The sequence below is a fragment of the Streptomyces sp. NPDC046122 genome (assembly GCF_056429965.1).
Genome location: NZ_JBWKLQ010000004.1, coordinates 236769 through 249090 on the forward strand (window position 1 = coordinate 236769; position 12322 = coordinate 249090).

12 protein-coding genes are annotated in these 12322 nt (G+C 72.5%); 3 read left to right on the plus strand and 9 right to left on the minus strand.

Translation table 11 applies throughout. The annotated features are described in order from the left end of the window. Positions 1 to 58: 58 nt before the first annotated feature. The 3 genes from AC07FK_RS14200 to afsQ1 are packed head-to-tail and all read right to left on the minus strand — an operon-like array spanning position 59 to position 2876. On the minus strand, positions 59 to 664 hold the full coding sequence (locus tag AC07FK_RS14200) for a hypothetical protein (RefSeq protein WP_479105151.1): 606 nt from the start codon (positions 662 to 664) through the stop codon (positions 59 to 61). Beyond that, a complete protein-coding gene (locus AC07FK_RS14205; protein ID WP_479105152.1) occupies positions 661 to 2202 on the minus strand; it encodes an ATP-binding protein in 1542 nt (513 codons plus the stop codon). The genes AC07FK_RS14200 and AC07FK_RS14205 overlap by 4 nt, the downstream gene beginning before the upstream one ends. Beyond that, complete coding sequence (gene afsQ1, locus AC07FK_RS14210) at positions 2199 to 2876, minus strand: two-component system response regulator AfsQ1 (RefSeq protein ID WP_479105462.1); 678 nt, start codon at positions 2874 to 2876, stop codon at positions 2199 to 2201. Before afsQ1 ends, AC07FK_RS14205 begins: the two co-directional genes overlap by 4 nt. A gap of 160 nt (positions 2877 to 3036) precedes the next feature. Here afsQ1 and AC07FK_RS14215 point away from each other — a divergent pair, with 160 nt between their 5' ends. Beyond that, positions 3037 to 3828 (plus strand): SigE family RNA polymerase sigma factor, encoded by a 792-nt coding sequence (locus AC07FK_RS14215; protein WP_479105153.1) that lies wholly within the window; start codon positions 3037 to 3039, stop codon positions 3826 to 3828. A 141-nt stretch (positions 3829 to 3969) separates the two neighbouring features. On the opposite strand, the gene AC07FK_RS14220 is transcribed toward AC07FK_RS14215, so the two are convergent. Continuing rightward, positions 3970 to 4665, minus strand: a complete 696-nt coding sequence (locus AC07FK_RS14220) for a uridine kinase (protein ID WP_479105154.1) — start codon at positions 4663 to 4665, stop codon at positions 3970 to 3972. A 54-nt stretch (positions 4666 to 4719) separates the two neighbouring features. Here AC07FK_RS14220 and AC07FK_RS14225 point away from each other — a divergent pair, with 54 nt between their 5' ends. Next, positions 4720 to 5121 (plus strand): hypothetical protein, encoded by a 402-nt coding sequence (locus AC07FK_RS14225; protein WP_479105155.1) that lies wholly within the window; start codon positions 4720 to 4722, stop codon positions 5119 to 5121. Positions 5122 to 5221: 100 nt separating this feature from the next. Here AC07FK_RS14225 and AC07FK_RS14230 read toward each other — a convergent pair whose 3' ends face one another. From AC07FK_RS14230 to deoC, 3 genes are read right to left on the minus strand one after another with little or no spacing between them, the layout of a single operon-like run. Next, positions 5222 to 6112, minus strand: coding sequence for an aldehyde dehydrogenase family protein (locus AC07FK_RS14230; RefSeq protein WP_479105156.1), 891 nt, complete (start codon positions 6110 to 6112; stop codon positions 5222 to 5224). After that, on the minus strand, positions 6105 to 7541 hold the full coding sequence (locus AC07FK_RS14235) for an aldehyde dehydrogenase family protein (RefSeq protein WP_479105157.1): 1437 nt from the start codon (positions 7539 to 7541) through the stop codon (positions 6105 to 6107). Before AC07FK_RS14235 ends, AC07FK_RS14230 begins: the two co-directional genes overlap by 8 nt. Positions 7542 to 7546: 5 nt before the next feature. Then, positions 7547 to 8497, minus strand: a complete 951-nt coding sequence (deoC, locus tag AC07FK_RS14240; protein WP_479105463.1) for a deoxyribose-phosphate aldolase — start codon at positions 8495 to 8497, stop codon at positions 7547 to 7549. 88 nt (positions 8498 to 8585) lie between these two features. Between deoC and AC07FK_RS14245 the strand changes: the two genes are divergently transcribed. Continuing rightward, on the plus strand, positions 8586 to 9233 hold the full coding sequence (locus tag AC07FK_RS14245; RefSeq protein ID WP_479105158.1) for a PH domain-containing protein: 648 nt from the start codon (positions 8586 to 8588) through the stop codon (positions 9231 to 9233). Between the two features lies 1 nt (position 9234). On the opposite strand, the gene AC07FK_RS14250 is transcribed toward AC07FK_RS14245, so the two are convergent. Both AC07FK_RS14250 and AC07FK_RS14255 read right to left on the minus strand, forming a co-directional pair. Beyond that, on the minus strand, positions 9235 to 10443 hold the full coding sequence (locus AC07FK_RS14250) for a hypothetical protein (RefSeq protein ID WP_479105159.1): 1209 nt from the start codon (positions 10441 to 10443) through the stop codon (positions 9235 to 9237). 151 nt (positions 10444 to 10594) lie between these two features. Further along, entirely contained in the window at positions 10595 to 12247 is a 1653-nt protein-coding gene (locus AC07FK_RS14255) for a phospho-sugar mutase (protein WP_479105464.1), read from the minus strand. Positions 12248 to 12322: the final 75 nt, after the last annotated feature.

Here is a 12322-nt window from a genome sequence, read left to right on the forward strand (position 1 = left end):
CGGCAGGATCGGTTCCGCCCGTGACGACAGTGTGACGAGCCGGGCCTCCGGGCCCGGATCAGCGCGTGGGACGGATCTCGCCCAGCGTCGGCAGCACCGACTCGGGCCGGGCCCGGAGCGCCGCCGTGCACTGGTACCCGCGTACCGGGTCGTCGGAAGGACCGCCGAGCACCACCGACCGGTCGGGCCCGGCCGCCGCGCTGTCCGCGTACGTACAGACGATCTGGGCCAGCGCGTGCGTGGGAAGGTCCTCGGGCTGGCTGCTCAGCCGCAGCGCGTCCCGGGGGTCTCCCTTGCGTCCCCCGGAGACGGACAGCGACTCCCGCACGTCGGTGCTGAAACCCGCCTGCTTCTCCTCCGCCGACGGCTCCTTCTTGAGCTCGTCGAGCAGCGTCTGCGCGACGCGAACCCGGTCGGACAGCCGCTCCTCGGGAATCCGCACCGTCCGGTCCACCGAGACCAGCTGGGCCCCGCAGACCAGATGCACCTGGAGCGGTACGCCGGACCCCGCCTCTGCGGCCGGCTCCTGAGCCGACAGCTCGCAGGGCACCCGGGACGGCGCGGCGCCCGCGTCGACCGGCACCGAGGTGGTCCGGATCCCGCACCCGGCGAGCGCGGCACAGAGCGCGGCGAGGGCGGTGAGACGGGTCAGCCTGCGTTTCACTGGTCCTCGCACTCCTGTCCCTCCCTCACGCCGACGCCGCCGTCGTCGTCTCCGTCAGCCGTCCGCGACACGTCGAGCGGCAGCCGCAGGACGAAGACCGCGCCGCCCTCCGGCGAGTTGGAGGCGGTGATGTCCCCGCCGTGGATGTGCGCGTTCTCCATGGCGATGGACAGGCCGAGGCCGCTGCCCTCGGAGCGCGGGCGCGACGCGCTCGCCTTGTAGAAGCGGTCGAAGACGTGCGGCAGCACGGCCTCGGGGATGCCCGGGCCGTGGTCCCGTACCTCGATGAGCAGCTCGTGGTCGATGGGCCGCACCGACACCCGCACCGGCGAACCGCCGTGCTTGAGCGCGTTCCCGATCAGGTTCGCCAGGATCACGTCGAGCCGGCGCGGGTCGAGGCGCGCCATGATGCCGCGCTCGGCATCGAGATCGACCGCGTCGAGCCACGCGCGGGCGTCGATGCAGGCCGTCACCTGGTCGGCCACGTCGACGTCGTCGAGGACCAGACGGGCCGTGCCCGCGTCGAAGCGGGTCACCTCCATGAGGTTCTCCACCAGGTCGTTCAGCCGCCTCGTCTCGCTCACCACCAGGTGCACGGCGGGCGCGATCATCGGGTCGAGGTTGTCCGCCTCGTCCTCCAGGACCTCCGCCACCGCCGTGATCGCGGTCAGCGGGGTCCGCAGCTCGTGCGACATGTCGGCGACGAAGCGGCGGCTGGACTCCTCCCGCGCGCTCATGTCCGCGACCTTCTTCTCCAGCGACTCGGCGGTCCGGTTGAAGGTCCGTGACAGCTCTGCCAGTTCGTCCGTACCCGATACCCGCAGCCGGGTGTCGAGCTTGCCCTCGCCGAGCCGCCGGGCCGCGTCGCCGAGCCGCTGCACGGGCTTGAGCACGGTCGTCGCCGCCGCCTGCGCGAGCAGCGCGGAGCCCAGCAGGGCCAGCGCGGTGGCGATGGCCAGGGACCAGGCCAGCGAGTTGAGGTCGTCGCGCTCCTGCTCCAGCGAGGTCAGCATGTAGCCGGTCGGTCCGCCGCCGATGACCTTCGTGCCCGCCACCAGGGACGGCTTGTCCCTCGGGATTATGCGCACCCAGTACAGGTGGTACGGGAACTCGTTGGCCTCGGTGACCTTCTGCCGCCGGTTCACCGCGTCCTGGAGCTCCTTCGGCACGTCCTCGAGCGTCAGGGTGTCGACGTCCGAGGTGGCGGCTATCGGCTTGCCCGGCTCCCGCTCGTCCACCAGCAGCACGCTGTAGCCGGGGTTGCCGCCCGCCGCCATCTGCGTCGCCGCGGCCTGGAGTTCCGCCTGCGTCGGCCGCAGCGGCAGCGTGGCCGCGCGGTTCTGCATCTCCTGGCGGAAGCTGTTGAGCGCGGCGTCCTGCGTACGGGTCAGCACCGCCTCGCGGTTGAGCCAGTACGCGATGCCCGACGCGGACACGGCGGCGGTCAGCGCCACCAGCGCGAACACGACGACGAGCCGCAGCCGCAGACTGGTCCAGCGCGGTCCCGCCTGCGGGGACTTCTCCCGGGCAGCGCTCACGAAGGCGAGTCCAGCCGGTAGCCGACCCCGCGGACCGTACGGATGAGCGTGGGGGACGACGGTACGTCCTCGACCTTGGCCCGCAGCCGCTGCACGCACGCGTCGACGAGCCGCGAGTCGCCGAGGTAGTCGTGCTCCCACACCAGCCGCAGCAACTGCTGCCGCGACAGGGCCTGCCCGGGGCGGCGGCTCAGTTCCAGGAGCAGCCGCAGCTCGGTCGGCGTGAGCTGCAGGTCCTCGCCGTTCTTGGTGACCGTCATCGCGGACCGGTCGATGGTCACGTTGCCGAACACGGCGGCGTCATTGGCCTCCCGCTCGCCCCGGCGCAGCACCGCGCGGATACGGGCGTCGAGCACCCGGCCCTGCACCGGCTTGACAACGTAGTCGTCGGCTCCGGATTCGAGACCCACCACCACGTCGATGTCGTCGCTGCGCGCGGTCAGCAGGATGATCGGCAGCTGGTCGGTGCGCCTGATGCGCCGGCACACCTCGAATCCGTCGATGCCGGGCAGCATCACGTCCAGCACGATCAGGTCCGGCCGCTGCTCACGCAGCAGTTTCAGGCCGTCCTCTCCCGTCGCCGCGGTGGCCACACGGTGGCCCTGGCGTGACAGGGAGAGCTCGAGGGCCGTGCGGATGGCGTGGTCGTCCTCGATCAGCAACAGGAAAGGCACAGAGGTCATTCTGGCCCATGGGGGAGGGACGGATCGACAGTTGGAGCACCACCGGTCGCTGTGACACGGCTGTGACAGTCGGCGGACACCCCGATGAAACTGCCCCGGCAAGCTTTTGGGCACACGGACAGCACCGGACTCCATTGACGGGGGGCGCGAGATGAACGCACTGCACAGCACCACCTCCAGCGCAGTTGTCACGCGGCTCCACGACGTCACGCGGAGCACCGAGAAGTCCGGTGCCGAAGGGGGCACCTCCCTGCTCGAACGGAGCCGGGAGACCGGGGGAGTGCGGGGATGCGCTCGGGGGATCGTGCGTCAGCGCACCCAGTCCCTGCACGTGGCCTCGGTGCCGGGCGCTTCCGCTGGGGGCGACGGGGGGCACGGGGGAGCGGCGTACCGGGAGGCGACGGGGGAAGGCGCTTCGGTGTCGGAGGTGGAGTTCACCACCTACGTCCAGGAGCGCCGCGCCTCCCTGTACGCGACCGCCTACCACCTGACCGGCGACCGGTACGAGGCCGAGGACCTGCTGCAGAGCGCCCTCTTCTCCACGTACCGCGCCTGGGACAGGATCAGCGACAAGGCGGCGGTCGGCGGCTACCTGCGCCGCACGATGACGAACCTGCACATCAGCGCCTGGCGCAGGCGCAAGCTGAACGAGTACCCGACCGAGGAGCTGCCGGAGACGGCGACCGACACGGACGCGATGCGCGGCACCGAGCTGCGCGCCGTCCTGTGGCAGGCGCTGGCCCGGCTGCCCGAACTCCAGCGCACCATGCTGGTCCTGCGGTACTACGAGGGCCGCACGGACCCGGAGATCGCGGAAATCCTCGACATCAGTGTCGGCACGGTCAAGAGCAGCATCTGGCGCTCCCTGCGCCGGCTGCGCGAGGACGACGTCCTCAGCTTCGGCCGTGACGAGGAGGAGTCCTTCGGCGAGCTGGTGGCCTGAGGGGTACGGGGGGTACGGGGGCCGCCGTTTCGGGGGAGACGGCGGGAGTACCGGGGGGAACGCGGCGGGGTCGTACAGGCGGGGGAGCCTGTACGGCCCCGCCGCGCTGTGTCCCGCTGTGTCCCGCCGCCCCGCGCGGGGCTAGCGCGCGGCCGGAGTGCGGTGGCGGCCCGCCGCGGCGGCCGCGAGCCTGCCCAGTGCCTCGTCCTTCGCGCAGGGGTGCGCCCCCAGAGCGGTCTGACGCTCCACGATCGCCCGCTCCGCCCGCATCAACCGCCATCCCCTGCGCAGCAGGAACGGCACCGACTTCCGCCCCTCCCGCAGGTCCCGGAGCAGCCGCCGGCGGAAGGTCGTCCCCGGACGCCCGCGCAGGCACAGGGCGTCGGCGAGCACGCCCAGCTCCGCGCAGCGCGCCACGATGTCCGCCGCGAAGATGCCCTCCGCCACGAACAGCGGGGTGCGCTCGATGTCCAGCGCCTCCCGGTCCTCGATGGAGCTGGTGGCGATGGAGTACACGGGCACGGTCGTACGCCCCGTACGGCACAGCTCCTCGATCGCCGCGACGGCGGCGTCCGCGTCCCACGACAGCGGTGAGTCCCAGTCGATGTCCGTGCTCCCCACGACCAGCGGGAGGGTGGGGTCGTCGCCCTCCTTGTAGAAGTCGTCGAGGCGCAGCACGGGCAGGCCCGTACGGGCGGCGAGCGACGATTTGCCGGAACCGGAGGGGCCCGTCAGCAGGACGACGCGCGTGGCTATGGGAGATGAACTCACGGGGAACCATTGTGCGGCATTGACCCGGTCGGGGGATCCCACCGGGAAGGCGTTGGTATCGGGCATCACATCTCAACTACGCTGCGTGCGCTCATGATTACTCACGCAGGCGGGAATTCCATGGCACGTCACGCAGGTCCCAAGTCCCAGCTGAGCGCTCTCCTGCGCGCAGGTCTGGCCGTCACCGCCGCCGGTGCGGCCCTCGCCGCGGGCGGTGGTGCGGCGCAGGCGGCGCCGGTGCCGAAGGAGGCCGGGATCGACGTGCCGCTGGAGAGCCTCGACCCGGCGGCGACGGGCCTCGCCCTGACCGGCGGGCTCGGCGCCGCGACCGCCCCGGTCAAGGACTTCCGCCTGAACCCCCTGGCCGGGACGGGCGTCGACCCTCTGGACAACGGACTGGGCACTCAGGTCGCCGACTTCCAGCCGCTGAGCACGGCGGCGGTCACCGCCCCGCTCACCCAGGGCGACGCGCTGCGGGAACTGCCGCTGGTCGGCCCGGCGACGGGGCTGCTGCCGGGCTGACCCGGCGCGTCGCGCCCGTACGGGAACGGCGGAACGGACGCGGACGGGCCCCGTACCGGGTGAGTGGTACGGGGCCCGTCCGCGTGGGCCGGCCGGCGTGTCAGTACGCCGAGCCGGACGCGCCCAGCGTGCCCGTCGGGTGCCAGACCGTCTTCGTTTCGAGGAAGGCCGTCAGACGGCGGGTGCCGGGGTCGGCCGACCAGTCGCCGTCCACAGCCTGTGGACGCAGAACCCGCTTGAGGTTGTCGGCGGCGGCGATCTCCAGATCACGCGCCAGGCCGGCGTCCGCGCCCGTGAGGTCGATCGCGTTGACGTCCTGGTGGGAGGCGAGCGGGAGGGCGATCTCGCGGGTGCGCCCCGACAGGACGTTGACCACGCCGCCCGGCAGGTCGGACGTGGCCAGCACCTCACCGAGGGCCAGCGCGGGCAGCGGCGACTTCTCCGAGGCGACGACGACGGCCGTGTTGCCCGTCGCGATCACCGGGGCGATCACCGAGACCAGGCCCAGGAAGGACGACTCCTGGGGCGCCACCACCGTGACGACGCCGGTGGGCTCGGGGGTGGAGAGGTTGAAGAACGGGCCCGCGACCGGGTTCGCCCCGCCCACGATCTGCGCGATCTTGTCGGTCCAGCCCGCGTACCAGACCCAGCGGTCGACGGCCGCCTCGACGACCTCCGCCGCCTTGGACTTGGACAGGCCCTCCGCGTGCGCCACCTCGTGCACGAACTGGCTCCTGCGGCCTTCCAGCATCTCCGCGACGCGGTAGAGCACCTGGCCCCGGTTGTACGCCGTCGCGCCCGACCAGGCGCCGAACGCCTTGCGCGCTGCGACGACCGCGTCACGGGCGTCCTTGCGGGACGACAGGGGGGCGTTGGCCAGCCACTTGTCCTTCGAGTCGGTCACTTCGTACACCCGGCCGCTCTCGGAACGGGGGAACTTGCCCCCGACGTACAGCTTGTAGGTCTTGAGGACAGTCAAGCGGTCAGACATCGAGGTAGGCCTCCAGACCGTGGCGGCCGCCTTCGCGGCCGAAGCCCGACTCCTTGTAACCGCCGAAGGGCGAGGTCGGGTCGAACTTGTTGAACGTGTTGGCCCAGACGACGCCGGCGCGCAGCTTGTTCGCGACGGCGAGGATCCGCGAGCCCTTCTCGGTCCAGATGCCGGCGGACAGGCCGTACTGGCTGTTGTTGGCCTTGGCGACGGCCTCGTCGGGCGTACGGAACGACAGCACCGAGAGCACCGGGCCGAAGATCTCGTCGCGGGCGACGGTGTGCGCCTGCGTCACGCCGGTGAAGAGCGTCGGCGCGAACCAGTACCCGGAGGAGGGCAGGTCGCACGGCGCGGACCAGCGCTCGGCGCCCTCCGCCTCGCCGGTCTCGGCGAGCGCGGTGATACGGGCGAGCTGCTCGGCGGAGTTGATCGCGCCGATGTCGGTGTTCTTGTCCAGGGGATCGCCCAGGCGCAGCGTGGAGAGCCTGCGCTTGAGGGAGTCGAGCAGCTCGTCCTGGATCGACTCCTGGACCAGCAGGCGCGAGCCCGCGCAGCAGACCTGGCCCTGGTTGAAGAAGATGCCGGTGACGATGCCCTCGACGGCCTGGTCGATGGGGGCGTCGTCGAAGACGATGTTCGCGCCCTTGCCGCCCAGCTCCAGGGTGACCTTCTTGTCCGTACCCGCGACCTGGCGGGCGATGGCCTTGCCGACGGCCGTGGAGCCGGTGAAGGCGACCTTGTTCACGTCCGGGTGCTCGACGAGCGCGGCGCCGGCGTCCCCGTAACCGGGAAGGATGTTGACGACGCCCCTGGGCAGACCCGCCTGGCGGCAGATGTCGGCGAAGAAGAGCGCGGAGAGCGGCGTCGTCTCGGCCGGCTTCAGGACGACGGTGTTGCCCGTCGCGAGCGCCGGGGCGATCTTCCACGCCAGCATCAGGAGCGGGAAGTTCCACGGGATGACCTGACCGGCCACGCCCAGCGGGCGCGGGTCGGCGCCGTACCCGGCGTGGTCGAGCTTGTCGGCCCAGCCCGCGTAGTAGAAGAAGTGCGCGGCGACCAGGGGGAGGTCCGCGTCGCGGGTCTCCTTGATCGGCTTGCCGTTGTCGAGCGTCTCCAGGACGGCCAGCTCGCGCGAGCGCTCCTGGATGATCCGCGCGATGCGGAAGAGGTACTTGGCACGCTCGGCGCCGGGCAGCGCGGACCACTTCTCGAACGCCTTGCGGGCCGCCTTCACGGCGCGGTCGACGTCCTCGGCGCCCGCGCGGGCGACCTCGGAGAGGACTTCCTCGGTCGACGGCGAGACGGTCTTGAAGACCTTGCCGTCGGCCGCGTCGGTGAACTCGCCGTCGATGAACAGGCCGTACGACGGAGCGATGTCGACCACCGAGCGGGACTCGGGGGCGGGTGCGTATTCGAATGCGGATGCCATGGTGATCAGTCCACCGTCACGTAGTCGGGACCGGAGTAACGGCCGGTGCTCAGCTTCTGCCGCTGCATCAGCAGGTCATTCAGCAGCGAGGAGGCGCCGAAGCGGAACCATTCGTTGGTGAGCCAGTCCTCGCCGACCGTCTCGTTGACCAGGACCAGGAACTTGATCGCGTCCTTGGTCGTGCGGATGCCGCCGGCCGGCTTCACGCCGATCTGGATTCCAGTCTGCGCCTTGAAGTCGCGTACGGCCTCGAGCATGAGCAGGGTGTTCGGCGGGGTGGCGTTCACGCCGACCTTGCCGGTGGAGGTCTTGATGAAGTCGGCGCCCGCGAGCATCCCGAGCCAGGACGCGCGGCGGATGTTGTCGTACGTCGACAGCTCGCCGGTCTCGAAGATGACCTTGAGGCGGGCCGTGTCGCCGCACTCGGCCTTCACGGCCGCGATCTCCTCGTAGACCTTCAGGTAGTGGCCGGACAGGAACGCGCCCCGGTCGATCACCATGTCGATCTCGTCGGCGCCCGCGGATACGGCGTCGCGCACGTCCGCCAGCTTCACGGGCAGGGCGGCGCGGCCGGCCGGGAAGGCGGTGGCGACCGAGGCGACCTTGATGCCCGTTCCGGCCAGGGCCTCCTTGGCGGTCTGCGCCATGTCCGGATAGACGCAGATCGCGGCGACGCGCGGCGTCGTGCGGTCGGTCGGATCGGGGTTGGCGCCCTTGGCGCAGAGCGCCCGGACCTTGCCCGGGGTGTCCGCGCCTTCGAGCGTGGTCAGGTCGATCATCGAGATGGCCAGGTCGATGGCGTACGCCTTCGACGTGGTCTTGACCGAACGGGTGCCGAGGGACGCGGCGCGCGCTTCGAGGCCGACGGTGTCTACGCCGGGGAGCCCGTGCAGGAAGCGGCGCAGCGCACCGTCGGACGCGGTCACGTCGGCGAATGCGGGTGCAGTGGTGGGCATGGTCACCAGATGAGCATATCTACGCGCGTAGCTGCCTGTACACCCCCGTACCCGCCGAGCCGGTGTGACGTGAGGCAGAATCGGCCGCATGACCACCAACCCCGGCGGACCGAACGAGCCGCCCGCCGAGCCGACGTACGCCGACCGGGTCTTCCGGTCCTCCTCCGCCCTCGCGGGAGGGGTCCTGGTGCTCGCGCTGGCCGCGTGGGTCGGCGGCGACGCGCTGGTGCGCGGCGAGGGCCGTACGCCGTGGGCCGCCGTGGCGGGCCTGCTGTTCGCGGTGCCGCTGGTGGTCGCCTTCACCCTGCGGCCCGCCGTCTTCGCCAATGACGACCGGCTGCGGATCCGCAATCCCTTCCGTACGATCACGCTGCCCTGGGCGTCGGTCGAGGGCGTACGGGCCGGGTACTCCAGCGAGGTGTTCGCGGGCGGCGGGAAGTACCAGCTGTGGGCGATCCCCGTGTCGCTGCGCCAGCGCAAGCAGGTCGCCCGCCGGCAGGCCAAGCAGGCGTCGGACGACCCGTACGGCAGGACCTCGGCGACCGCCGACGTCACCGACGCGCGGGCGCGCCGGGCGCCGGCCGACCAGCACATCGACGACCTGCGCGAGCAGGCCGAGCGCTGCGCGTCGCGCCCGACCGCGCAGGGCAGCCCCTCGGTCCGCTGGGCGTACGAGATCATCGCGCCCTGCGTGGCGGGCGCGATCGCGCTCGCCGTCCTGTTCGCCACCCGCTGAGCTACGGCGGGCCCGCCCAGACCAGCTGCATGTACGCCCCGAACCACAGCGAGGCCAGCGCCGTCCCGCCCAGCACCAGCGCCCCGGTGACCCGCCGCGCCCGCGCCACCGCCAGCGCGACCGGCAGCAGCAGCGGGAAGCCGGGGACCAGGAAGCGGGCGCGCGGGAAGTAGACGCCGCCGCTGCCCAGGACGACCAGGAGCAGTACGCCGGTGAACACCAGCAGCGGCAGCGGCTGGCGGTCGGCGGCGCAGAGCACGAACAGGGCCGCCGACAGGATGAGCACCAGCGTCACCACCACGAGGTAGAGCTGCGGCTTCGACTGGTACACCAGCCACCGCCGCATCTCGCGCAGCGTGTCGGCGCCGCCGTCCCACTCGTTCAGCCACAGCTTCTGCACGGCGAGGTAGCCGTCCCAGCGGCCCAGCCGCAGCCCCACCCAGGCGACGTAACCCGACCACCCCAGCGGCGCGATCAGCCCGGCGGCGAGCACGGCCGGGCGCAGCGCCCGGCCCCCGCGCCACGCCTGCCACAGGGCCACCGCCGCCGCCGCCGAAACGGCCGCGGCGACCGCGACGCCGGTCGGACGGGTGAGGCCGGCGAGCGCCGCGAGCGAGCCGGCCCACAGCCACCGGCCGGTGAGGACGGCGTACAGGGACCAGGCGGTGAGCGCGGTGAACAGCGACTCCGTGTAGCCCATCCACTGCACGACCGCGACGGGCACGCAGCCCCACAGGACGGCCAGCAGGGTGCCGGCACGGCGCCCGTGCAGCCGCTCGCCGACGGCGAAGATCCCCCAGGCCGCGACGAGCGAGCAGGCCACCGCGAGCAGCACGCCCACGCTCGCGCGCGAGCCCGGCGTGACGGCCGCGATCGCCTTGACGAGCATCGGGTAGAGCGGGAAGAAGGCCAGGTTGTTGCTGTTGCGGGCGGTGCCGAGGGCGGAGTCGTACCCGCTGTCGGCGATCTCCAGATACCAGCGGGAGTCCCACGAGGTGGCGAGGGCGGGCCACAGGCCGTGCCCCTTGAGATGGGCCCAGTGCGCCAGCACCAGCACCCCCAGGACGCGTACGGCGACGTAACCGGCCAGGGCCGGGGCGGCCCGCCGCAGGGACCGGGCGAGCCGGCCCCCCGCCGCCCCGTACGGACGCCTGGCGGCGGGGACGGCCGTGCGGGACGGGGCGGTCGCCGGGGGTGCGGTCGGGGGCACGCGGCAGCTCCTGGGACTCGGCGGCGGATACCGGGTCACCCTTCCTCGCACGCGCGGCCGGGGGCACGGACCGCTGCGTCACCTGCCGTACCCAAACCACTCGTCCGGGCGGTCGGTCCCGGGCGGGGGACCGGCCGCCCGGACGCGGCGGTCAGATGCCGGCGGCCGCCGACAGGTCGCGCTTGATCGCGGCGAGGATGCCCTCGGCCCGCTCCTTCGCCGCCGTCAGCCCGTCCGCGGCCGAGACGGGGACGACGGCCTCCAGATAGCACTTCAGCTTGGGCTCCGTGCCGCTCGGCCGGACGATCACGCGCGCCTTCACCTCACCGTCGAGGTAGTAGCGCAGCCCGTCGGTCGGCGGCAGCGCGTCCGTGCCGCGCGTCAGGTCCTCGGCGGAGGTGACGGTCAGACCGGCCAGCGCGGTGGGCGGCTGCGCGCGCAGCCGGCTCATCGCGTCGGCGATCACCGTGAGGTCCTCGACGCGGACCGACAGCTGGTCGGTGGCGTGCAGGCCGTGCTCCACGGCGAGGTCGTCGAGGAGGTCCAGGAGGGTGCGGCCCTCGGACTTCAGCACGGACGCCAGCTCGGTGACGAGCAGGGCCGCCGTGATGCCGTCCTTGTCGCGCACGCCCTCGGGGTCGACGCAGTAGCCGAGCGCCTCCTCGTAGCCGTAGCGCAGACCGTCGACGCGCGCGATCCACTTGAAGCCCGTCAGGGTCTCCTCGTACGGCAGACCCGCGGCGGCGGCGATCCGGCCGAGGAGGGACGACGAGACGATCGACTCGGCGAAGGTCCCGGTCGCGCCCTTGCGCACCAGGTGCGCCGCGAGCAGCGCGCCGACCTCGTCGCCGCGCAGCATCCGCCACTCGTCCGTGCCGGGCAGGGGCACGGCGACGGCGCAGCGGTCGGCGTCCGGGTCGTTCGCGACGATCAGGTCGGGCTTCGCGCGCCGGGCGGTGGCGAAGGCCAAGTCCATGGCCCCCGGCTCCTCCGGGTTGGGGAAGGCGACCGTGGGGAAGTCGGGGTCCGGCTCGGCCTGCTCGGCCACGAGCACGGGCTCGGGGAACCCGGCGCGGGCGAAGGCGGCCGTCAGGACGTCCTTGCCGACGCCGTGCATGGCCGTGTAGACGACGCGGGCCGTACGCGGCGAGTCCGGGTCGAGGACCGCGTCCGTACGGGCGAGATACGCCTCCAGGACCTCTTCGTCGAGCGTGAACCAGCCGCTCTCGGGACGCGGTACGCCGGCGAGGGACGCCACGGCGGCGATCTCGGCGGCGATCTCCGCGTCGGCGGGCGGCACGATCTGCGAGCCGTCGCCGAGGTAGACCTTGTAGCCGTTGTCCCGGGGCGGGTTGTGGCTGGCGGTGACCTCGACGCCGGCCACGGCGCCCAGGTGCCGTATGGCGAAGGCCAGGACCGGGGTGGGCAGCGGGCGCGGCAGGAGGGCTGCGCGCAGGCCGGCGCCGGTCATCACGGCGGCGGTGTCGCGGGCGAAGTCGGCGCTCTTGTAACGGGCGTCGTAACCGATGACGACGAGGCCGTCGGTCTGCCCCTTCGCCTTCAGGTACGCGGCGAGGCCGGCGGCGGCGCGGACGACCACGGCCCGGTTCATGCGCATCGGGCCCGCGCCCAGCTCGCCGCGGAGGCCCGCCGTTCCGAACTGGAGCGTGCCGGCGAAGCGGGCGGAGATCTCGTTCAGATCCCCGGCGTCGATGAGCTTGGCCAGCTCGTCGCGGGTCTCGCTGTCCGGGTCCTCGGCCAGCCAGGTCCGTGCCCGCGCGATGAGCTCCTGCTCCTGCTGCACGATGTGGTCCACCTCTCGTGTGTGGTGCGTGGTCGTTGAGCCGCGAACGCCGGACGGCCGGATCCGCCCGCGGGG

Coding starts and splice junctions, on each gene's coding strand:
- AC07FK_RS14245 (WP_479105158.1), top strand. CDS start 8,586: ATGACCACCAACCCCGGCGGACCGAACGAGCCGCCCGCCGAGCCGACG.
- deoC (WP_479105463.1), bottom strand. CDS start 8,497: ATGCCCACCACTGCACCCGCATTCGCCGACGTGACCGCGTCCGACGGT.
- AC07FK_RS14220 (WP_479105154.1), bottom strand. CDS start 4,665: ATGCCCGATACCAACGCCTTCCCGGTGGGATCCCCCGACCGGGTCAAT.
- AC07FK_RS14235 (WP_479105157.1), bottom strand. CDS start 7,541: ATGGCATCCGCATTCGAATACGCACCCGCCCCCGAGTCCCGCTCGGTG.
- AC07FK_RS14225 (WP_479105155.1), top strand. CDS start 4,720: ATGGCACGTCACGCAGGTCCCAAGTCCCAGCTGAGCGCTCTCCTGCGC.
- AC07FK_RS14230 (WP_479105156.1), bottom strand. CDS start 6,112: ATGTCTGACCGCTTGACTGTCCTCAAGACCTACAAGCTGTACGTCGGG.
- AC07FK_RS14215 (WP_479105153.1), top strand. CDS start 3,037: ATGAACGCACTGCACAGCACCACCTCCAGCGCAGTTGTCACGCGGCTC.